The organism is Actinomadura sp. NPDC000600, assembly GCF_040492135.1.
Taxonomy (GTDB): domain Bacteria; phylum Actinomycetota; class Actinomycetes; order Streptosporangiales; family Streptosporangiaceae; genus Spirillospora.
In genome coordinates this window covers 271,158-293,445 of sequence record NZ_JBEUPD010000005.1, presented here as the reverse complement: position 1 = coordinate 293,445, position 22,288 = coordinate 271,158, and the positions used below count along the sequence as shown (strand labels likewise).

The 22,288-nt window shown below is 73.5% G+C and carries 11 protein-coding genes; 5 read left to right on the top strand and 6 right to left on the bottom strand.

The genetic code is table 11. From position 1 onward, the window contains the following. Positions 1-34 precede the first annotated feature (34 nt). From ABWI07_RS10330 to ABWI07_RS10310, 5 genes are read right to left on the bottom strand one after another with little or no spacing between them, the layout of a single operon-like run. Positions 35-814, bottom strand: a complete 780-nt coding sequence (locus ABWI07_RS10330; protein ID WP_353818369.1) for a thioesterase II family protein — start codon at positions 812-814, stop codon at positions 35-37. Further along, complete coding sequence (locus ABWI07_RS10325) at positions 811-1,947, bottom strand: Gfo/Idh/MocA family oxidoreductase (protein ID WP_353818368.1); 1,137 nt, start codon at positions 1,945-1,947, stop codon at positions 811-813. The genes ABWI07_RS10330 and ABWI07_RS10325 overlap by 4 nt, the downstream gene beginning before the upstream one ends. Then, complete coding sequence (locus ABWI07_RS10320; protein ID WP_353818367.1) at positions 1,944-2,978, bottom strand: saccharopine dehydrogenase NADP-binding domain-containing protein; 1,035 nt, start codon at positions 2,976-2,978, stop codon at positions 1,944-1,946. Before ABWI07_RS10320 ends, ABWI07_RS10325 begins: the two co-directional genes overlap by 4 nt. Further along, complete coding sequence (locus ABWI07_RS10315) at positions 2,975-8,425, bottom strand: non-ribosomal peptide synthetase (protein WP_353818366.1); 5,451 nt, start codon at positions 8,423-8,425, stop codon at positions 2,975-2,977. Before ABWI07_RS10315 ends, ABWI07_RS10320 begins: the two co-directional genes overlap by 4 nt. Continuing rightward, positions 8,422-15,054, bottom strand: coding sequence for a non-ribosomal peptide synthetase (locus ABWI07_RS10310; RefSeq protein WP_353818365.1), 6,633 nt, complete (start codon positions 15,052-15,054; stop codon positions 8,422-8,424). Before ABWI07_RS10310 ends, ABWI07_RS10315 begins: the two co-directional genes overlap by 4 nt. A 446-nt stretch (positions 15,055-15,500) precedes the next feature. On the opposite strand from ABWI07_RS10310, the gene ABWI07_RS10305 reads away from it, so the two are divergent. From ABWI07_RS10305 to pabB, 5 genes are read left to right on the top strand one after another with little or no spacing between them, the layout of a single operon-like run. Then, on the top strand, positions 15,501-16,217 hold the full coding sequence (locus ABWI07_RS10305) for a Phenylacetic acid catabolic protein (protein ID WP_149261372.1): 717 nt from the start codon (positions 15,501-15,503) through the stop codon (positions 16,215-16,217). Beyond that, positions 16,196-16,780: a hypothetical protein gene (locus tag ABWI07_RS10300; protein ID WP_149261371.1), complete on the top strand. Its 585-nt coding sequence runs from the start codon at positions 16,196-16,198 to the stop codon at positions 16,778-16,780. The genes ABWI07_RS10305 and ABWI07_RS10300 overlap by 22 nt, the downstream gene beginning before the upstream one ends. Next, on the top strand, positions 16,773-18,326 hold the full coding sequence (locus ABWI07_RS10295) for a benzoate-CoA ligase family protein (protein WP_353818364.1): 1,554 nt from the start codon (positions 16,773-16,775) through the stop codon (positions 18,324-18,326). Before ABWI07_RS10300 ends, ABWI07_RS10295 begins: the two co-directional genes overlap by 8 nt. 2 nt (positions 18,327-18,328) lie before the next feature. Further along, complete coding sequence (locus ABWI07_RS10290; protein WP_353818363.1) at positions 18,329-19,153, top strand: aminotransferase class IV; 825 nt, start codon at positions 18,329-18,331, stop codon at positions 19,151-19,153. Continuing rightward, positions 19,141-21,276 (top strand): aminodeoxychorismate synthase component I, encoded by a 2,136-nt coding sequence (gene pabB, locus ABWI07_RS10285; RefSeq protein WP_353818362.1) that lies wholly within the window; start codon positions 19,141-19,143, stop codon positions 21,274-21,276. Before ABWI07_RS10290 ends, pabB begins: the two co-directional genes overlap by 13 nt. On the opposite strand, the gene ABWI07_RS10280 is transcribed toward pabB, so the two are convergent. Further along, positions 21,221-21,955: a helix-turn-helix transcriptional regulator gene (locus ABWI07_RS10280; RefSeq protein WP_149261367.1), complete on the bottom strand. Its 735-nt coding sequence runs from the start codon at positions 21,953-21,955 to the stop codon at positions 21,221-21,223. The genes pabB and ABWI07_RS10280 overlap by 56 nt on opposite strands. Positions 21,956-22,288: the final 333 nt, after the last annotated feature.

Below are 22,288 nucleotides of genomic sequence, written 5' to 3'. Positions count from 1 at the left end.
GGGCTCCTTTCGTGGTGGTGGTCGTGACGGGGCTTCAGGGGGTGGAGGGCCAGCGGCCGGGCAGGCCGCAGAAGAGCAGGATCTGCTCGACCAGTTCGTCCTCCTGCGGTACCAGGTAGAAGTGGTCGCCGGGGAAGACCCGGAGCTGGAACGGCCCCCTGGTGTGGTACTCCCAGGCGGCGGCCTCTTCCGGGTCGACCTCGGGGTCCGCGTCGGAGACGCACGCGCAGACCGGGGTGCGGATCGGGGCCGTGTCCGAGGGCCGGTAGGTCTCGATCAGGCGGTAGTCGGCGGCCAGCGTCGGCAGGATCAGCGCGCGCATCGCGGGGTCGTCCAGGACCTCGTCGCTGGTGCCGCCCAGCCTGCGCAGGTCCTCCAGCAGCGCCGGTTCGCCCCCGAGGTGGACGGCGGAAGGGCGCAGCCGGTCCGGAGCCGGGCGGCCGGAGACGATCAGCCCGGCCTGGGGCCGCCCGAGCACGCTCTCCAGCCGTCTGGCCGTCTCGTGCGCCACGGCGGCGCCCATGCTGTGGCCGAACAGGGCCAGCGGCACCTCGCCCATGGACTCCAGGACCTCGGCCATCGGCTCGGCGAGCTCGTCGACGCCCTCGGCGTACGCTTCGCGCACCCGGTCCTGGCGGCCCGGGTACTGGACGCCGTACAGCTCGACGCCGACGGGCAGGCGCGCTCCCCACGTCCTGAAGAAGCCGGCGGCGCCGCCCGCGTGCGGGAAGCAGACCAGGCGCAGCCGGGGCACGTCCTGGACGCGCAGGGGACGCAGCCACCGCTCGCGCTGCCGGACGGTCGGGATGGTCATGCCGGTGATTCCTCCAGCTCCGTTCTCGCAGTGGCGATCAGCTCGTCGGCGGGCATCGGGCGGTGCGGCGGGCCGGAGAGGCGCTCGGGGAAGCCGAGGACGGAGGCCATCGCCTGCCAGGCCGAGCCGACGGACAGGTAGTACTGCCCCTCACGCATCGGATCGGTCCCGTCACTCACGGCCCTCCATGTACGCATCATCGCCCGGTGGGCGCCCTTCGGCCACAGGGTCGCGAGGATCTCCCGGTAGGTCGGGGGTGCGGCGGGACCGATCGCGCTGGTGGTCGGCAGGTCGAGGCCGGGATCGGCCGCGGCGTCGAGCCGGGTCGTGCGCCTCGCCTCGGCCGGCAGGTGGGGGCGGGGCGACCACAGGACGGGGCCGTGGGTCTCGACCAGTGTGAGCGTGCCGCCGTCCGCGCCGATGGTGACGCGGTGCAGCAGGTGGGCGTGGTTGTCGGGGTCGGCGGGGTGCAGCTGGTTCTGCACGCGCAGCGTGAACGGGACGCCGGCCAGCGTGCCGTCGATGGTGCGGAACGGGCCGCGGCCCGTGGGCGTGGGCAGGTCGAAGGGGCGCAGGCCGCCGAGCGCCCGGCCGAGGATGTCGAACAGGTGGTAGGAGACCTGGACGCCGCAGGTGGCCTCGACGTACACCGGCCGCAGGGCGCGGGCGGCGGCGATGAAGCTCCGCACCGAAGGCAGGTGCACGTAGTGGGTGTTCACCTGGTAGACGACCCGGTTGCGGCGGGCGGCGCGCAGTGCGGTGGCCAGCTCGTCGCGCAGCAGCGGCCCCTCCTGCAGGACGTGGACGCCGCGTGCCATCAGCTCGGCCGCCACCGCGGTGCCGGGGCCCCCGTTGACCTCGCCGAGCAGCACGACGCAGGCAAGGTCGACGTCGCCGGGCACGTCTTCGACGCGGGTCCAGAGCGGGACGCCCGCCTCCTCCGCGCACGCCTGGGAGCGCGAGCCGCCCTTGGCGAGGATGCCGGCGAGCTCGAAGGCCGCGCCGGGCGCGCTGAGGGCGGCCAGGTGCACCCGGCCGAAACCGGTGCCGCACACCAGCACGCGCGGGCGCCGGCTCCCCGGCGCCCCGCGACCGGCGGCGTCCAGCGCGCCCGCATCGGCGCCCGTGCTCACAGGACCCCCTCCTCGACCGGCGCTTGCGACGGGAGGGCGACGTCCACGACCGGGTCTTCGCACAGGTCCTGGAGCACGCCGGACGGGTCCAGCACGTCGGACGCGTCATGGGCGCCCGGGGGCACCCGGCCCGCGGCCGCCGCCCGCGTGGCTTTCGCCGCGAGCGCGGCGGTCAGCTCGTAGCTGTCGGCGCTGCGGACGATCAGGACCCTGCCGTCCAGGTCGAAGACGAGCTGGAAGTACGGCCGGCGGCCGAGGGCGTCGAGGCCGGCCGCGAGTTCGAGGTCCTCGGCGGCCCGCGCCGGCTCCTTGCCGCCCGCTCCGGACAGCGCCTGCAGGGTCCGGTCGCCGTCGAAGACCCCCCACCATTCGATCTCGGCCAGCTCCAGCGCGCGGGCCAGCCGCTCGGTCTCCCGGCTCAGGTAGGGGTAGACGCTGACGCGGCCGGGGAAGTGCGGCAGGGCGACGCGTTCGGCGGGACGCAGGGCGCCGCGGATCGGCTGGTGGCCGCGCCAGGCCGCCAGGGGGGTCGCGTGCTCGCCGTCCAGGGAGGCGATGTAGTCGAGCGCGGCGGCCCTGGTGAAGCGGTCGAGGCCGCCGACGTGGGCGACCAGCCGGGCGGGCCGGTCGGCGCCTTCGGCCAGCGCGCGGGGCAGCAGCGCGGACAGGCCGGGCATCATCCCCGCCGCCAGCACCGCCGCGCGGTCTCCGGCGAGCGCCGCCAGGCGGGGGCGGTCGAGCTGCTCTCCGGCCACGTCCACGTAGTGGGCCCCGGCCTTCAGCGCGGCCCGTGCCACGGTGTCGCCGATGCGGGCCGAGGGACCCGCGCAGTTCACCACGACGTCGCAGCCGGCGCAGAACCCCGCCAGCCGGGAGGCGTCGGCGATGTCCACCTCGACGGCCTCGTCACCGGGCCGGGCGGCTTCCCGCGTGCGGGCCGCGTCCCTGCCGCCCAGGCGCAGCGGTTCCGGCAGGCGGCGCACCAGCGCGCGGCCCACGGCGCCGTAGCATCCGATCACGCCGACGGTCATGGCCGCTCCCACCTCCGGGTCAGCATGGCGGCGGCCTCTTCCACGTGCGGGGGCTGGAGGCAGCTGAAGTGGTCGCCGGGGATGTCGGCGACCCTCAGCTCGCCCAGGCACAGCTCGCGCCAGAAGCCGGTCATGTCGTCGCGCAGCCACGGCAGGAAGCGGGTGTCGCCGAGCTGGCGCAGGAAGGTGATGTCCCCGGCGTACGGCTCCGGCTCGTGGGCGCCGACCGCGAGCAGGCTGTGCCGTACCACCTGGTAGAAGGTGGCTACGTGCCGTTCGATGTCGGCGTCCGAGCCGGCGTGGCGGCCCGCGGCGCGGCCGATGGCGGCCAGCCGCTCGTCCTGCGGGCGGGCGGCCTGGGCGCGGAAGGCCTCGGCGGTGGGCGCCAGCCCGCCGGTGAGCGCGGTGACGCGCCCGGCGGGCACCCGCTCCGGGTCCTCGCGGAGCAGCAGTTCGAAGACCTCGGACATGGCCTCCTCGTCGCCGGGGTATCCCGCCTCGGCGGGATCGGCGCCCATGACCTTGGCGAAGACGTACTCCACGACCAGTTCGTCCTCGATGATCCGCGGCATCGTGTAGCTGCTGACCACGGTGAGGCTGCTGACGTCGGCGCCCGCCTCGGTCAGCTGCCTGGCGATCTCCGTGGCCAGCAGGCCCCCCATGCAGTAGCCGACCACGTGGAAGGCGCCGGCGCCGGTGTCGAGCAGCGCGCGGGCGTACCGGGCGGCGCGGCGCTCGATCAGGCCGCGCGGCTCCTCCGCGAGGTAGGACTCCACGTCGGTGACCGCGAGCCCGGCCAGCGGACCGCCCTTGCCCGCCAGCAGCCGGGACAGGGCGCGGTAGGGCGCGAGCGTGCCGCTGCCCTCGTGGACGAGCACGGGCAGCGGCCCGTCGCCGGGGAGCTCGCCCCCGAGCGGGACCAGCGGGGAGCTCTCCGCGCGGCGGTCGCCCTCGTCCCGGTCGCCGTCCCTGCGCAGCTCCTCGGCGAGCGCGGCCACCGTCGGCCGGTGCAGGATCTGGCGGACCAGGTCGTCCCAGTGCGCCCGCGCCGCGGCCGGCACGCGCTCGCGCAGGGTGGCGGCCAGCTTGGCGACCACGAGCGAGTCGCCGCCGAGGTCGAAGAAGTCGTCGTCGCGGTTGACCTCGGCCACGTCGAGCACCTCGGCCCAGGTGGCGGCCAGCTCCCGTTCGAGGTCGTCGCGGGGCGGCCCGCCCGCCGAGGCGCAGCGGGCGGCGGCGCGCGGCAGCCAGGAGCGCAGCGTGGCCGTGTCCACCTTGCCGTTGCGGGTCAGCGGCAGCTCGTCGACGATCTGCAGATGCGCCGGGATCATGTACTCGGGGAGCCGCCCGGCCAGATGCCCCGCCAGCGCGGTGACGTCCAGCGGGTGCCGGTCCGTCTTGAAGCGGGCGGCGAAGACGTGCTGCCCGAGCGGATCGGTCACGTCCCCCGGTCCGGGCAGGCAGACGGTCGTGCCGGCGCCCGCCTCGCGCAGCAGCTCCAGCCACTGCCCGCGGCCGAGGAAGGTCTGGTCGAGGCCCTTGCGCGAGTCCTCGTAGTCCCACTTGCGCGGGTCCTTCTCCGGCATCATGAACTCCATCGAGGTCATGATCTGGAGGCTGTCCTTGGTGGTCTCGACGAAGACCAGCCAGCCGCCCGGCCGCAGCATCCGAACGAGCCTGCCGAGCACCCGTCCCGCGTGGCGGGAGTTGTGCAGCACGTTGACGCAGAGGATGACGTCGAAGTCGTTGGGCTTGTACCCCTGCTCGCGGAAGTCCTCGTTGATGTCGAACAGCCCGTAGCGCACCCAGGGGCGGTCGCCGAAGCGCTTGCGGGCCTCGTTGAGGAAGAAGGGCGAGACGTCGGTGAACAGGTAGTCGACGTCGTGCTCCGCCAGCGCCGGGATCATCTGCGCGCTGATGCCGCCGACGCCCGCGCCGACCTCCAGCAGCCGCAGTCCGCCGTCGTGCCGTCCGGCGATGCGGTGCATCATCTCGATGGCGGCGTGGTTGACGTAGCGGCTGATGATGTTCTCCCGGTACGCGGCCTCGGAGATCTCCAGGCGCCCTTCCGGGAAGAGCAGCGGCAGCGGGTCCATCTCGTCGCGGACGAGCTCCGGCAGATGGTCGGTGCTGGTCCGGAAGTAGGAGATCAGGGCCTCGGGATAGCTGTCCTCGCGTTGCAGCTCCGCGACCGCCTGCCAGGCGGCGTCGAGGTCGTGCCCGGTGGCGGTGCGCACGGCGCGGCGCGCGTCCCCGTCCCGCTCCAGGAAGCCCTCGTCCTCGAGGACGCGCAGCCAGCGGCGCACGAGCCGGTGGTGCCGTGGCGCGGCCCCGATGGCCTCGATGACCTGCTCCGTGGTCGCGGTGTCTCCGGGACGCTCGAACAGGCCGTGGCGCGTGAGGGCGCGCATGATGCCGACGACCGCCGCCCTGTCCAGCCGGGCCATGAACTCCATGAGTTCTTCGCGGTCGATGTGCGCGGTCTGCATGTCCCCGGCCCCGGAACCCGCGGTGCGGAGCTCCTCCGCCGGAGCCTCCGGTATCCGCGGCGACGGGGTGCGGGCCGGCTCGGCGAAGGCGGCGAGGCGGCGCTCCATCCCGTCGCCGTCCACCAGCACGTGGGCGGCGGCGACCGCGGGATGCTCCTGGACGGCCGCCTCGACCTCCGCGAGCTCGATGCGGTGTCCGCGGATCTTGACCTGCCGGTCCTCGCGGCCGAGGAACTCGATCAGCCCGTCCTCGCGGTAGCGCCCGAGGTCGCCGGTGCGGTAGAGGCGCTCGCCCGTCTCCGGATGCCGGACGAACCGCTGCCGCGTCTTCTCCTCGTCGCCCAGGTACCCCAGCGCCACTCCGGCGCCGCCGATGTAGAGCTCGCCCGCCACCCAGTCCGGGCACGGCCGCATCGCGTGGTCCAGGACATGGAAGGTCTGGTTGGCCAGGGGCTTGCCGTACGGGACGCTCGTCCAGTCCGGCGCGAGGTCGCCGATCGGGTGGTGGATCGACCAGATCGAGGCCTCGGTCGCGCCGCCGAGGCTGACCAGTTCGAGTCCGGGCAGGCGGGCCTGCACGGCCGGGGGCAGCGTGATCGGGATCCAGTCGCCGCTGAGCAGGGCCAGCCTCAGCGTGGGCAGGCCGGTGGGGTTCGCGGCCAGGTAGTGCTCCAGCATCTGGAGCTGCGCGGGGACGGAGTTCCACAGCGTGACGCCGTGGTCGGCGATCAGCCGGGCCCAGCGGCCGGGGTCGCCGCGGCCCTCGGGGCTCGGCAGCACCAGGGCGCCGCCCACGGCGAGGGGGCCGAAGACGTCGTAGACCGAGAGGTCGAAACCGAGGCTCGCCAGTCCGAGGACGCGATCGTCCGCGGTGACCGAGAAGCGGCGGTTGATGTCGGCCACCGTGTTGAGCGCCGCCTCGTGGGAGATCATCACGCCCTTGGGGTCGCCGGTGGATCCCGAGGTGTAGATGACGTAGGCGAGATCGCCGGGACGGGCGCGGCCCGGGGGCGCGGGGGCGGCAGAGGGCGGCAGCGTGTCGACGTCCACACAGCGCATTCCGGGCGGGCGCTCCGTGATGCGGGACTGGGTCAGGACGGTGGTCACCCCCGCGTCGGCGAGGATGCGGTCGCGCCGGGCGGGCGGCTGCCCGGCGTCCACGGGCAGGTAGGCGCGGCCGGCCAGCAGCGTGCCGAGCACGGCGGCGACCTGCTCCCAGCCCTTCTGCATGAGCACGGCCACGGGCGCGTCGCCCGTCCCCGCCAGGCTCTCGGCCACGGCCGTGGCCCGCGCGAGCAGCTCGCCGTAGGTGAGCGTGCGCTCCTCGGTGATGACGGCGGGCGCGTCCGGTGTGGCCGCCGCCTGCGCCACGACGGGTTCGTGGAGCAGCCCGGCGGGACGGGGCGCCGCGGTGGCGTTGGCGCGGTCGCGCCGCTCGGCCTGCGCGGCGGGCAGTCGGACCGGTGAGGCCGACTCCCAGGCGGCGTCGGAGGCGGCCAGGTCGAGCAGCAGCGCGCGCAGGGCGCCGAACAGGTCCTCGATCAGGCCGTCGGGGAAGACGCCGTCGCGCACGTCGGCCCTGACCTCCAGGACGCCGCCCTCGACCAGTGCCTGGCAGTCGATCCACACCTGGGGCGTCTGGCTCCTGCCGTACACCACCTCGGCCAGGCCGTCCATGCCTTCGTTCTCGTCGCTGAGCCCGACGGTGCTGGTGAAGACGACCGGTACCAGGGCGGCCTGCCGCCCCCGGCGGCGGGCGATCTCGCGCATCAGCTCCACGCCGGAGTAGAGCCGGTGGTCCAGGTCGTCCCAGAGCCGCTGCTGGAGGGCGCCGGCGCGGGCGGCGAAGGAGTCGCCGGCCGCGCCGTCCACCTCCAGGAGGCTGACGGTGGTGAAGTCGCCGACGAGGGAGCCCACCTGCGGGTGGAGAGGCTGGCGGTTGAGCAGCGTGAGGTTGAGGCAGAAAGCCGGCTGGCGGCTCCAGCGGCCGACGGTCTCGGCGAAGGCGGCGAGCACGGCCGTCGAGGGGGTGACCCCGTGCGCCGCCGCGCGCTCGCGCAGCCCGCGCCACCGCTCGGGGTCGAAGCGGACCTCGTGGCGGGTGAAGGAGCCGGTCGCCTGGACCTCGCGGTCCTCCCGCAGCGGCAGTTCGGGGGCGCCGGGCAGCTCGTCCAGCCGGTCCTCCCAGTAGTCCCGGTCGCGCTCGTAGGCGGCGCCGTCGCGCAGGCCGCGGGCCGCGGCCACGTAGTCGCGGAAGGTGATCTCCAGCGGCGGCAGTTCGGCGGCCGGGTCGAGGTAGAGGCGCTTCAGCTCGGTGAGCAGCAGCTGGATGCTCAGGTAGTCGGCGATCAGGAAGTCGATGGAGACGTGGAGCATGTCGCGCTCGTCGGTCCGGGTGATCCGGACGTCGAACAGCGGCCATGCCGCGGGGTCGTAAACGCGGCTGTCCATGGCGGCCCTGGTGGCGGTCACGTGCGCGTCGACCTCGGCGGCGGAGCAGCCGCGGAGGTCCGCGACCTCGACGCGGTACGGGGGCGCTTCCGGAGCGGTGACCTGGTAACCCTCCAGGTGGAAGGTGCAGCGCAGCATGTCGTGCCGCTCGACGAGCCGGTTCCAGGCGTCCTCCATCCGGCGCGGGTCCAGGTCCGCGAAGGCCAGCTCCGCGTAGACCTGGCAGGCCGTGCCGCCGTAGTCGAAGGCGTCCCCCCGGCCGAGCAGGTAGGCGGCCTGCACGTCGGTGAGCGGGAACGGCTCATGTCGGGCGGCCGGGTCCGGCGCCGGCTCGGGCGCGGCCGGGCGGCTCAGGTACTCCAGCAGTTCGTCCTTGCGGGCGGCCAGCAGCGCGCGCCGCTCGTCGGTGAGGACGCCCTGGGGAGCGCGGAACCGCAGCCGGCCCGCCTCCTCCCACAGGTGCACGCCCTCCCGGGCCAGTTCGGCGATGAGCTGACCAGCGGTCATATCATGCCCTCCTCGAAGGCTCCCTCGTCGCGATGCTGTTCGATCAAGGCCGCGTGCTCGGCGATGGTCGGCCCGGCGAACAGCGTCCGCAGCGGAAGCTCGACGCCGAACTCGATCCTGATCTCCTCGGCAAGGCGGGTGGCGAGGACGCTGTCGCCGCCGAGGATCACGAAGTTCTGGTGCCGGCCCACCTCCGGGACGTCGAGCAGCGCCTGCCAGACCCGGGCGAGGGCCTCCTCGACGGGGCCGGCGGGCGGAGCGTCCTGGGCCTGGCCGCTCCCGTGCTCCTCGGCCAGCCTGGCGAGCGCGCCGCGGTCGACCTTGCCGTTGGCGGTGAGCGGGAAGGCGGCGAGCTGGATGATCTGGTCGGGGATCATGTAGGGCGGAAGGTGCTCCCCCAGCCGGTCGTGCAGCTCGTCGGGGTCGAGGCCGTCACCGTCCGGGCCGCCTGCCGGGACGATCAGCGCGGCGAGCCTGCGGGCCGCGCTCCCGACCGTGGTGGCCACCGCCCGCTCGACCTTGGGATGGGCCAGCAGCGCCGCCTCGATCTCGCCCAGCTCGATCCGGTGGCCCCGGACCTTGACCTGGTGGTCCACGCGGCCCAGGAACTCCAGCGTGCCGTCCGGCCAGTAGCGCCCCATGTCACCGGTGCGGTACCACCGCAACCCCTCGTGCGCGACGAACTTGGCCTTGGTGGTCTCCGGGTCGCCGCGGTAGCCCTCGGCCACGCCCGCGCCGCCGATCCACAACTCCCCCGGGCCCCAGTCGGGGCAGTCGCGGCCCAGCGGGTCGACGACCCGGAAGCACTGGTTGGCCAGCGGTCGGCCGTAGGGAACCGACACCCATTCCGGCGGCACCTCCGCCGGTACGGGGCAGTAGTTCGACCAGATCGCCGCCTCGGTCGCCCCGCCCAGCGCGACCAGCCGGCACTCCGGTGCCGCCTGCGCCAGCCTTGCCGACAGGTCGAGGGGAACCCAGTCGCCCGACACCATCGCCAACCGCAGCGAGGCCAGGTGACCGTGCTCGGCGACCAGCAGCATGTCCAGCAGCGCCGGGACGGTATTCCACACCGTCACCCCGTGTTCGGCCACCAGCCGCGCCCACTGGGCGGCGTCGCGGCGCTCGTCCTCGGACACCATCACCAGCGACCCACCGGCCGACAGCAGCCCGAAGACGTCCCACACCGACAGGTCGAAATCGAGCGCCGACACCGCCAGCACACGGTCGTCCTCACCGACGCCGAAGCGGGTGTTGACGTCCAGGACCGTGTTCAGGGCGGCGCGATGGGAGACCTCCACTCCCTTGGGTTCGCCCGTCGAGCCCGACGTGAAGATCACGTATGCGCTCGCGTCCGGGTCCACCTCGACCGGAGCCGCCAGCGGCTCGCCCTCGGGAAGCTCGGTCAGCAGCAGGCGGGCGTCCGCGCGCCGCATGATCTGTTCACGCCGCGCCGGCGGCTGGTCCACGCCGATCGGCACGTACAGCGCCCCGGCCGCCAGTATCCCCAGCACCGCCGCCACCTGATCAGGCCCCTTGGGCAGCGACACCGCCACCGCGTCGCCCGTGCCCACCCCGCGCTCACGCAGGAAACCCGCCACCCGCAACGCCCGTCCGGCCAGGTCGCCGTAGGAGATGCCGGGCCGGATCGCCGGGCGAGCCGGGTCTCGGCGGGCCAGCTCGAAGAATCGGCCGTGCAGCGTGCCGTCGGGCAGCGGGGCCGCGGTGTCATTGGCCGCCGCCCGCACCGCCAGCTGCGACGCCGGCACCAGGGGCGGGGCGGGCGCCTCCCAGTCGTGCTCCAGCAGCCACTCGAACAGGCGGCCGTAACCGTCGGCCATGCCGTCCAGCACGCCCGGCGGGAACAGCTCCTCGACCGCGTCCCAGTTGACCAGCAGGCCGCCGTCCACCTCGACCACCTGATGGTCGATCCACACCTGCGGCGTCTGCGAGACGCCCCATACCGGGTCGGCGAAGAGGGTGTCGGCCAGCGCGCCGTCCTCCCCCGTCACGCCGAGCGTGCTGGTGAACACGACCGGCATCGTGACGTCGGCCGAGCCGGTGCTCTTGGCGAGTTCGCGCATCACCCACAGCGCGGACGCCTCGCTGTGCTCGAGGTCGCGCGCCACCCGGCGCTGGAGCCGGCGGGCGCTCTCCAGCCAGGTCTCCTCCGGCTCGTAGGCGACCAGCAGCAGCGAGGTGAAGTCGCCGAGGACGGCGTCGATGTCGGGGTGGACGCGGCGCCGGTCGAAGAGCGTGAGGTTGATCGTCATGTCGCGGCGGGCGCTCCACGCACCGAGCACCTCGGCGAACGCCGTGGCCAGGACGGTCGAGAGGGTGAGGCCGTGCCGCCGGGCCGTGTCCTTGACGGCCTGCCACTGCTCGGCCGGAACGCGGATCTGGCGCCGGGTGAAGCGCGGGCGGCCCAGCGATTCCGGGTCCCTGGCCAGGGGCAGCTGCGGCGCGGGCGGCAACTCGGCGACCCGGGCCGACCAGTACTCCTCGGCGCGCCGAAGCGCCTGGGCCTCGGGCTTGACCGTGAGCACGTAGTCCCGGAAGGACAGCCCGATCTCCGGCAGCCCGGCGTCCGGGTCGCGGTAGAGGGTGTCCAGTTCGTCCAGAAGGGTCATGATGCTGAGCGCGTCCAGGACGATGTTGTCGAAGCTGACGCCGAGGCGGGTGCGGCCCTCCCCGTACCGGACGGCCCGCACATCGAACAGCGGCCACCGGGTCGCGTCGATGAGCTGGTGCGACATGGATTCGCGCAGCTCGGTGAGGGCCCGCTCGCCGTCCCCGCCGCCGGCCTCGGTGACGGGGACGGTCAGCGCCGGCACCGCCGGCAGGATCCGCTGGGTGCCGTCGGGCAGGAACACCGCGCGGAGCATCTCGTGCCGTTCGATGAGCCGGTTCCATGCGGCGGTGAGGCGCTCCAGGTCCAGATCGTCGAAGTCGTACTCGGTGTAGAAGTGGCAGCCGACGCCCCCGAGGGAGAAGTCGTCGGTGCGTCCGAACCAGTAGGCGCGCTGCACGTCGGTGGGCGGGAACGGCTCGTGTCGCCGTTCCGGGTCGGCGCGCAGGGGGGACGGTGCGGAGACCTCGCTCTCGTCCCCCAGCCGCACGGTCCGGGAGAACGCGGCGAGCTCGGGGTGGTCGAAGAGGTTCGTCAGCTCGGCACCGGCCACGCCGGCCGCCTGGAGGCGGGTGATGAGGCGGGTGGCCAGCAGACTGTCGCCGCCGAGGGTGAAGAAGTTCTGGTCGCGGCCGACGGCGCGCAGCTCGAGCAGCTCGGCCCAGATCTCCGCCACGGCGGTCTCCACCCCCGGGCGGGGCGGATCGAACCGCTCGGCACGCTCGGCGAGATGCTCGGTGAGAATGTCCCGGACGGCGCCGCGGTCGATCTTGCCGTTGAGGCTGAGGGGCAGGCGGGCGGCCTGGGTGAGCTGTTCGGGGATCATGTAGGGCGGAAGGTGCTCGGCCAGATGGTCGTGCAGGTCGGCGGGGTCGAGGTCGTGGTCGAGGTCCCCCGCGGGGACGACCAGGGCGGCGAGTCTGCGGGTGGCGCCGCCGATCGTGGTGGCCACGGCCCGTTCCACCTTGGGATGGGCCAGCAGCGCCGCCTCGATCTCGCCCAGCTCGATCCGGTGGCCCCGGACCTTGACCTGGTGGTCCACGCGGCCCAGGAACTCCAGCGTGCCGTCCGGCCAGTAGCGCCCCATGTCACCGGTGCGGTACCACCGCAACCCCTCGTGCGCGACGAACTTGGCCTTGGTGGTCTCCGGGTCGCCGCGGTAGCCCTCGGCCACGCCCGCGCCGCCGATCCACAACTCCCCCGGAGCCCAGTCGGGGCAGTCGCGGCCCATCTGGTCCACGACACGGAAGCACTGGTTGGCCAGCGGACGCCCGTAGGGAACCGACACCCACTCCGCCGGCACCTCCGCCGGTACGGGGCAGTAGTTCGACCAGATCGCCGCCTCGGTCGCCCCGCCCAGCGCGACCAGCCGGCACTCCGGTGCCGCCTGCGCCAGCCGGGCGGACATGTCCAGCGGAACCCAGTCGCCCGACACCATCGCCAACCGCAGCGAGGCCAGGTGACCGTGCTCGGCGACCAGCAGCATGTCCAGCAGCGCCGGGACGGTATTCCACACCGTCACCCCGTGCTCGGCCACCAGCCGCGCCCACCGCGCCGCGTCGCGCCGCTCGTCCTCGGACACCATCACCAGCGACCCGCCAGCCGACAGCAACCCGAAAACGTCCCACACCGACAGGTCGAAATCGAGCGCCGACACCGCCAGCACACGGTCGTCCTCACCGACACCGAAACGCGCGTTGACGTCCAGCACCGTGTTCAACGCCGCACGGTGACAGACCTCCACCCCCTTCGGCTCGCCCGTCGAGCCCGACGTGAAGATCACATACGCGCTCGACCCCGGATCGACCTCGACCGGAGCCGCCAGCGGCTCGCCCTCCGGCAGCTCGGTCAGCAGCACGCGCGCACCGGCACGCTCCATGATCTGTTCACGCCGCGCCGGCGGCTGGTCCACGCCGATCGGCACGTACAGCGCCCCGGCCGCCAGCACCCCCAGCACCACCGCGACCTGATCAGCCCCCTTGGGCAGGGACACCGCCACCGCGTCGCCCGCGCACACCCCGCGCTCACGCAGGCAACCCGCCACCCGCAACGCCCGATCGGCCAACTCCCCATAGGAGACGTCCGGGCAGATCGCCACGCGCGACGGATCACGGTGCGCCCGCTCGAAGAAGCCGCCGTGCAGCGTGCCCTCGGGAACCGGCGCCGCCGTGTCGTTGACCGCCGCCCGCACCGCCGACTGCGACGCCGGCACCAGCGACGGAGCGACCGCATCCCAGTCGTGCTCCAGCAGCCACTCCATCAGGCGGCCGTAACCATCGGCCATGCCGTCCAGCACGCCCGCCGGGAACAGCTCCTCGACCGCGTCCCAGTTGACCAGCAGGCCGCCGTCCACCTCGACCACCTGGTGGTCGATCCACACCTGCGGCGTCTGGGACAGCATCGAGCCGAGGCGGCCGAGGCTCCGCTGCACGTCCGCGCCCACGAGGTCGCCCATTCCCAGGGCGCTGGTGAAGACCACCGGCGCGGTCACCTGGTCGTGCGGGCCGCCCCGGTTGAGATCGCGCAGGACTTCGACGCCGGAGTAGGCCGAGTGCGCCACGTCGCGCTGGAAGCGCGCCTGGAGCGTCGCCACCCGTTCGGCGAACGTCTGCGAGCGCGACAGGTCCACCTCGAGCAGGATGAGGTTGGAGAAGTCGGCGACCATGCGCTCCACGTCCGGATGGATCGCCTGCCGGTCGAAGAGCGGGACGTTGAGGACGAAGCGCGGCGCGCCGCTCCAGGCGCCGACGACCTCGGCCAGCGCGGCGGCCATGACCATGGGCAGCGTGACGCCGTGCGCGCGGGCGCGCTCGGCCAGCCGCCCCTTCTCCTCGGCGGTGATCCGGCGGTCGCGGCGCACCACCCGGACCCGCTCCACCCTCTCCGGACCGACGGCCAGCGGGAGCGGCGGGCCAGGGGGCAGCTCGGGCAGGCGGTCGGCCCAGTAGCGGCGGTCCGCCTCGTGCTCCTCGGCCCGCAGCAGCTCCCGCTGGGCGAGGTAGTCGGGGAAGGAGTAGGTCAGCGGCGGCAGTTCGGCGTCCTCGCCGCGGTAGAGGGCGGCCAGGTCCTCCAGGACGATCTGGATGCTGCGCACGTCCGCGACCAGCAGGTCGATGTTGACGTGCAGGCGGTGGGCGCCGTCCGGCAGCAGTGAGAGCGCCAGGTCGAGCACCTCGCCGCGCTCGACCTCCAGTCGCCGGTGCGACAGCCGTTCGCGCAGTCCGAGCAGGACCTCGTCGGCCTCTTCCGCCGTGCGCAGGTCGTGGACCGTCAGGCCCGGCCAAGGGCTGCTCGGCAGGATCTGCTGGGTGCCGTCGTCGAGGAACCGGGCGCGCAGCAGCTCGTGCCGCTCGAACAGGGCGCGGGCGGCCCTCTCCAGGGCGTCGCGGTCGATGTCCCGGCCGTCGAACTCGATGTAGAAGTGGCAGCCGACGCCGCCGAGCACCTGGCGGTCGCGGCGGCCGAACCAGTAGGCGTGCTGGAGCGGGGTGAGACCGAAGGGGGCGCCGCGGTCGACCGGTTCGGCCGCGGCGGGCGGCGGCGCGGCGGTTCCCGACCGGAGCAGGGCATGCCATGACGCGACCGTCGGGGACTCCACGAGGTCGGCGAACCTGACGTTCAGCCCCTGGCGCTGCCAGTCGTTGGCGAGCTGCATGATGCGGATGGAGTCGAGGCCCTGGGCGATGAGGTCCTCGCCATGCCCGAGATCCTCGGGACGGACGCCGAGCAGGTCGGCCGCGGCACAGGCGACCTCCTCCAGGGCGGGAGCCTGCGGCGAGGGGACGGCGGGGCTCGCGAGCGCGCTCCCGGCCCCGGGGGCGGGATCCGGCGCGGCGTCCAGAGGGACGGGCGGAGCGGCCAGCGTGTCGGTGGTCCGGAGCGGCAGCAGCCCGCGCCGGTAGCGCGTCACGAGCTCCGCCTCGTCGCCCGCCAGCGATCCCGGGTCGACGGTGGCCACCGTCTCCACGACCGCGCCGCACGCGTCGATGACGGCGCTTCGCACCTGCCTGGCCGAGGGGCCGGCGCCCGGCGCCGATTCCACCACTACGGTCAGGCCTCCGCCGTGAACGGTCTGAAAGGCGCGGCAGGGCGATCCGGTCAGCTCGCGAACGGCCGTTTCGACATCGTCGGACGAAAGCAGCCGGCCTTGCACGGACACGCAGGGGGAACGCATCGCCGTTTCCGTCATAACGCCCAACACTGGCATATCCCTAAAGACCTGACGAATCCCGGACTTTTATTTCAGGTGTCCCGAGTAGCCGTTCGACTGTTAGGCTTGCCTTACCTAACTGCCCGAACGGGAAAGGTTGATCAGCGGGAACGCGCCAACGGTGCCCGGACGACGCGCCGCCCCAGTTCGGCTACTGCTCTTTCGAGGTGCCCATCCGGGCACTTGCCTCCGCTCCGACCCCTCCATAGCTTCCGTCGATGACGTCCGGAAGGAGGGGCATGCCGCCGGCACTCACTCGGGAAGCCCAGGACGCCGCGGAGGCGCACGCGCTCGGCGACGAGTACGTCGCGGCGCTCGGAAAGATCATCAACAGCCATGTGCGAAATGAGGCGACCGGGGCGGCGGTGTTCGATGAGCCGTCCATTTCCCTGGCTCCCACTCCGCGCGAGAAGTGGCTCGCCTGCAGAATGGCCATGGAGGAGTACGGTCACCATTTAAAGTTCAACAAGCTCGCGAACGAGCTGGGGCTGGAGGACGCCGGGGACCGTCCGCCGCTCTCGGTCTTCGACTACCAGGTGGGGTCGTGGGCCGGATACGTGATGACCAAGGCGATCGTGGATCTCGCCGAGGTCGTCCTGATGGAGGACCTCTGCGAGTGCTCGTACCTGCCGCTGCGCCGGCTCTGCCGGTCGCTGATGCCGGAGGAGCGCTTCCACGTCCGGTTCGGGACCACGAGCGCCAAGCGGCTGGCCGCCGACCCGGACGCCCGCGAGGAGGTCCGCTCCTCGGCGCACCGCCTCATCGCGATGACCCTGCCCTTCTTCGGCCGCAGCGAGTCCCGGAACAACGAGGTCTTCCGCAGGTGGGGCATCAAACGGCTGACCAACGACGAGGCGCGGGCGGAGTTCGTCCGCCGCACACGGGCGCTGCTGTGCGACGACCTCGGACTGGACTACCCGGAGGTGCCGACGCGATGGCCCGGTACTACGAACTGAGCGCCCCGCCCGAGGGGCTGGCCCGCGACCTCGGCCCCGGCGGCGAGCGCGTCGCCGCGCTGCTCGACGGCGTGTCCGAGCACCTCCGGGGAGACGGTGCGAACATTCCGCGGCGGGACAAGGACCAGCTCCCGGTGGCGGTGGCGGGCGAGCCCGTGCGGGTCGTGGACGACGTCCCCGCGCCCCTCCTCGACCGGGTGGACGGCGGCTGGCTGGCCCGGCTGGAGCGCCGCCGGCACGACGCCCGGCGAAGGCTCCTCGACGCCGGCCGCGAGGACCGGCTGGACCTGGCCGAGCACGTGGCGATGCTGGTCGCCACCCCGCGGCTGCGGCCCGCCGATCCCGGCGACGCCGACGCGCTGGCGATGTCCGGTGCGGTCCTCTGGCTCCTCGGCACCCTGGTCGCCGACGCGCTGACCGGCGACCGCGACGACGCGCTCGCCGAGCTGGTCGCCCGCGGCTGGTGGCCGGTGGGTCCCGTGGACGGCGCCTTCCTCGTCGCCCCCCTCGACCTGCCGAGCCGCCCCCGCGCAGCCGTGCCAGAAAGGTCCCGCCATGCCTGAGGTCCCGCCCAGCCGCACCGCCGTGCAGGCGCCGACCGCCCCGGAGCGAGGTGGGCGGACGACCGCCGGGCCCGCGCCCGCGAACTACGCGGCGCACCTGGCCGCCAAGGCTCTGCGGGAGGGCTGGGGGCAGCGCCCCGCCTTCCACACCCCGGAACGTTCCTGGACGCATGGCGAGGTGCACGCCCTCGCCGCCTCCGCCGCTTCGGTCCTCGCCGGCCAAGGCGTCCGCCCGGGCGACAGGATCCTCATCGCGACGGGCGACGGCATCGCATGGGTGACGGCGTTCCTCGGGGCCGCGAGGCTCGGCGCGGTGGCGGTCCCGGTCAACCCCGACCTGATCCCCGAAGAGCACGCCTTCATGGCCGACGACTGCCGGGCCCGCCTCGTGGTGGCGGACGAGCGCCTCATCGACCGCTTCGACCGCCGCGCCGCCCTGACGGGCGAGCGCCTGATGCGGCTGGCCGCGAGCGCCCCCTCCGGGCCGGCCGCCGAGGTCACCGGCGACACGCCGCTGTACGCCCAGTACACCTCCGGCACGACCGGCACCCCCAAGGCGGCGCTGCACCGCCACGCCGACCCGCTGCTCTACCAGCGGGCCGCGGGCGACGGCGTGGTGGGCGTCCGACCCGACGATGTGACGCTGTCGATATCGAAGCTGTTCTTTGCCTACGGCCTGGGGAACGCGCTGGTCTTCCCGCTGTTCTCCGGCTCCTCCGCGGTGCTGCTGCCGCATCGGCCCGCGCCGGCGGAGATCGCCGAGGCCGTGGCCCGGCACGGTGTGACGCTCCTGTACGGCGTGCCGTCCGCGTACGCCAACATGGCGGCCGAATGCCCGCCCGCGGCGTTCTCCTCGGTACGGCTCGCGGTCTCGGCCGGCGAGTCCCTGTCCACAGCCCTCGGCGCCAGGACCCGCGAGCTGCTCGGCGCCCCGGTGCTGGACCAGCTCGGCTCCACCGAGGTCGGCCACGCCTTCTGCTCCAACACCGCTTGGCGGAACGAGCCCGGCACCATCGGCCGCCCCCTGCCCGGATACGAGATCGTGCTGCGCGACGAGAGCGGCGCCCCCGTCGCGCAGGGCCGCGGAGAGATATGGGTGCGGGGCGCCTCGGTCATGGCCGAGTACCTGGGCCGCCCCGAGCAGACCTCCCTGGCACTGCGCGGCGGCTGGCTGCGCACCGGGGACCTGGCGGAACACGTGGACGGCGGCGCGCTGAAGCACTGCGGCCGCAACGACGACATGGAGATGGTGGGCGGCATCACCGTCTCCCCCCTGGAGATCGAGCGCGTGCTGGCCGAGCACCCGGCGGTGTCCGAGGTGGCGGTGGCGGTCATCGCCGACGAGCACGGCGCACGCAAGCTGCGCGCCTTCGTGGTGCCCGGCCGGGAAGCGGACCCGGCCGAACTGGAGAACGAGCTGATCGCCTTGGCGAGGCGCCGGCTGGCCGCTTACAAGGTGCCGCGCAGCGTGGAGCTACGTCCGAGACTGCCGCGTACCCCGACCGGGAAGCTGCGCCGCTTCGCGGTGCGCGAGGGAAGGTGGTGACCATGCCGGACTCCCGCCTGGTGTGGAGCGAGCGGTCCGGCCTGACGCCCGCGGCCGACCGGCGGCCGGACGAGCCCGCCGTCGTCGACTCCTGGCTGGTGGCCGAGGGACGGGTCCGCGACCTGCCGCTGCACGGGCAGCGGTTCCTGCGCGCCTGCGCCGACCTGGTGCCCGAACTTCCGCCCGCCACCGTCCACCGCTTCCTGGAAGCGGTGCGGCTCTGGCTGCCGCCGCGCGGCCGCTGGTTCCCCAGGATCGAGGCGTACGGCGACCCCGAGCCCCGGCTGGCCCTCTGGGCCAGAACCGCGCCCGCCCCCGGCGCCGGGGAGGTCAGGCTATGGATCCCGCCGGATCCGGATCCCCGCACGCGGCCCGCGGTCAAGGGCCCTGACCTGCGCGTCCTGGCCGCGCTGCGCGAGCGGGCCAAGGCGGTCGGCGCAGACGACGCCGTGCTCTACGAGAGCGGGGGCACGGTACTGGAGACCGCCCACAGCGCACTGGTGTGGTGGCGCGGCGACGAGCTGTGCGTGCCCGACGCCGGGCTCTCCGTGCTCCCGTCGGTCACCAGGACGCATCTGGAGCGGCTGGCCGAGTGCTGGCGGTTCGCCGTCCGGCAGGAGAAGGCCGATCTCTCCGAGCTGCCGGGGCTGGAGACCTGGACCCTCAACGCACTGCACGGTCTTCGTCCGGTGCGCGCCTGGATCGGCGCCGACGGCCGCCCGGCGCCCGCCAAGGTCACGGCGCGGGCGGCGGACTGGCGGCGGGCCGTACGGCACCGCGCCGTGCTGCCCGCCTTCAACCTCTGGGAACTGCCGTGCGCACACTGATCGTCGACAACTACGACTCCTACACCTACAACCTGTTCCAGCTCGCCGCCCAGACCTACGGGGTCGAGCCGGTGGTGATGCCCAACGACGACCCCGGCTGGGCCGAGCTGGATCCGGGCCGCTTCGACGCCCTCATCATCTCCCCCGGCCCCGGACGCCCGCAGCAGCGGCGCGACATCGGCATCACGCTCGACCTGATCCGCGAATCCGGGCTGCCCACGCTGGGCGTCTGCCTCGGCCACCAGGCGCTGGCCTGGCTGTCGAAGGCCGACGTGGTGCCCGCCCCCGCACCCGTCCACGGCCACGTGGAGGAGATCAGGCACTGCGGACGCGACCTGTTCCGCGGTCTGCCCCAGCGCTTCCAGGCCGTGCGGTACCACTCGCTGTGCGTGGCCACCCCCGCGCCCGAGGACCTGGAGATCACCGCATGGGCCGCGGACTCGGTCGTGATGGGCCTGCGGCACCGGCGGATGCCCTGGTGGGGCGTGCAGTTCCACCCGGAGTCGGTCTCCACCGAGTACGGGCCGAAGCTGATGTCCAACTTCCGCGACCTCGCCATGGAGTACAACGGGACGGCGAGGCCGGGGGGCGCCGCCGCCCTCGCTCCGCGACCGCCGGAGGAGCCGCGCTGGGCGCTGGAGGCCGAGCGCGTCTTCGGCGTCTCCGAGGCAGAGGACGTCTTCGCCGAGCTGTTCGCGGACGAGCCGTACTCCTTCTGGCTGGACAGCAGCCGGGTCGAGCCCGGCCTGTCCCGCTTCTCCTTCCTGGGCGACGCGGGCGGACCGCACGGCGAGGTCCTGTGCTGCGCACCGGGATCCGACAGCGTGCTGGTACGGGCCGGCGGCGCTGAGTCCGCGGTCCGCGCCTCGGTCTTCGACGTGCTCGACGCCCGTATCGCGGCGCGGGCCGTCCCGAGCGATCCGGCGCTTCCGTTCGACCTGAACGGCGGCTACGTCGGCTACCTCGGCTACGAACTGAAGCGCGACTGCGGCGCCCCCGCGACGCAGGTCTCGTCCTCGCCCGACGCCGTCTGGATGTCGGCGAGCCGGTTCGTCGCGATCGACCACGAGGCCGGGGAGACCTGGGCGCTCGCGCTGACCGACGGAGGGCGCGGGAGCCGCGCCGCGGCGCGGGCGTGGGTCGCCAGGGCGGCCGACGTCTGCCGCAGGCGGAGGGAGCGGGCGCGGCCGGCCCCCCGGCCGAGCGTGGAGTTCGATCCGGAACCGTGGCTCGTCCGGCCGCGAGCGCGCTACCTGGCGGACATCGAGGAGTGCCTGCGGCTGCTGCGCGCCGGGGAGAGCTACGAGATCTGCCTGACCGACACGGCGGAGATCCCCTTCGACGGCTCGCCCTACGACCTGTACCTGGCCCAGCGGCGGCTCAACCCCGCTCCCTATGCCGCGTACCTGCGCATGGGCGAGATGCACGCCCTGTGCTCCTCCCCCGAGCGCTTCCTGAAGGTCGACAGGGACGGGGTGGCCGAGTCCAAGCCGATCAAGGGCACCGCGCCGCGCGCCCCCGAACCGCACGTGGACGCGGCCCTGCGCGACGAGCTGGCCTCCTCCGGCAAGACCAGGGCGGAGAACCTCATGATCGTCGACCTTCTCCGCAACGACCTGGGGCGCATCAGCGACATCGGCACCGTGCGGGTGCCGCGCTTCATGGCGGTGGAGTCCTACGAGACCGTGCACCAGCTCGTCTCGACCGTGCGCGGCCGCCTGCACGACGGGGTGACCGCCGTGCAGGCGGCGAGGACGTGCTTCCCCGGCGGATCGATGACCGGAGCCCCGAAGCTGCGCACCATGGAGATCATCGACCGGCTGGAGGGGCGGGCGCGCGGCCTCTACTCCGGCGCCATCGGCTTCTTCGGCCTGGACGGCACCGCCGACCTCAACATCGTCATCCGGACCGTGGTCGCGCACCCGGGCCGCCTGTCGGTGGGCGCGGGCGGCGCCATCGTGCTGGACTCCGATCCCGAGTCCGAGTACGAGGAGATGCTGCTCAAAGCGCGCGCCCCGCTGCGCGGTCTGGCCGCCCTGGCCCGCGGGGCCGGGGAGCGGCCCCTGCTCACCGGCGGCGGGCCCGCCGCGAGGTCCCGGGGACCCGAACCAGTCCGCGACTGAGCGCGACGGCGGCCGCCAGCGTCCTGTTCGAGCAGTTGAGCTTGGCCAGGATGTTGGCCACGTGCCGCTTGGCGCCGTGCTCGGAGATGCCGAGGCGGCGCGCGATCTGCTTGTTGCTCAGCCCCTCGACCATCAGGGCCAGCGCCTCCATCTCGCGATCCGTCAGTGTGGCGGGCTCGCCGTCCCCGCGCGCGGGAGGCGCCGCGGCCGGTTCGGGCTCGGCGGGTTCGAGGGGCCCGACCTCGGCGAGGAGCCTGCGCGCCACCGGATGCGGAATCGGCACCAGCCCGCTCTCCAGGTCCCCCAGCGCGTTCACCAGCGCCTCGCGGGTCAGCGTCGGCTCCAGCAGGTAGCCGTCGGCGGGCACGCTCGCCACCTGGGCGAGCGCCTCCGCGGTGGCGGCCCTCAACATCAGCAGGACGCGCACGCCGAAGCCGACGGCCGTGCTCGCGAGCTTCTCCGCCTGCCGGGGCTCGTCGCCGTGGTTCAGGACCAGCAGCGTGGGCCGGCCCGAGTGCAGCAGCTCCATGCTGTGGTCGAAGCTGCCGCTGGCGACCACGTCATCCAACATGTCCAGCTCGCGCAGCATGGCGCCCACTCCGCACCGGACCACCTCGCTCCCCAGGGAGACCAGGGCGACGCGGGAGCCGTTCCGTCCTGCCTGCCGATTCGAAGTCATCAGAACCCGTCGTCGATCAGGGGAGCCATGACCGTAACTCCATTTATGCCCCCGCCGCAAACCACTCTCTATATCGTAATACCCAAGATAAAGACCTCCATGCAGCCAAAAATGTGGACCACTCGGCGCCGTCGGCAGAACGAATGGCGCCTTTAATTGAAATTACAACCATGCACGTCGGAGGCGTCTCCATATTCGCGGAGCCTCCGGCTCGGAGACCGCATCGCACCGCGCCACGCGCGGGCCCTGCATGGAAGCCTCAAGACCGTCCCGCGTGTTCGCTCATCGTTTACTCGCAGGACGCGAAACACGTCAGCGGCGGGCGGGCCAAAG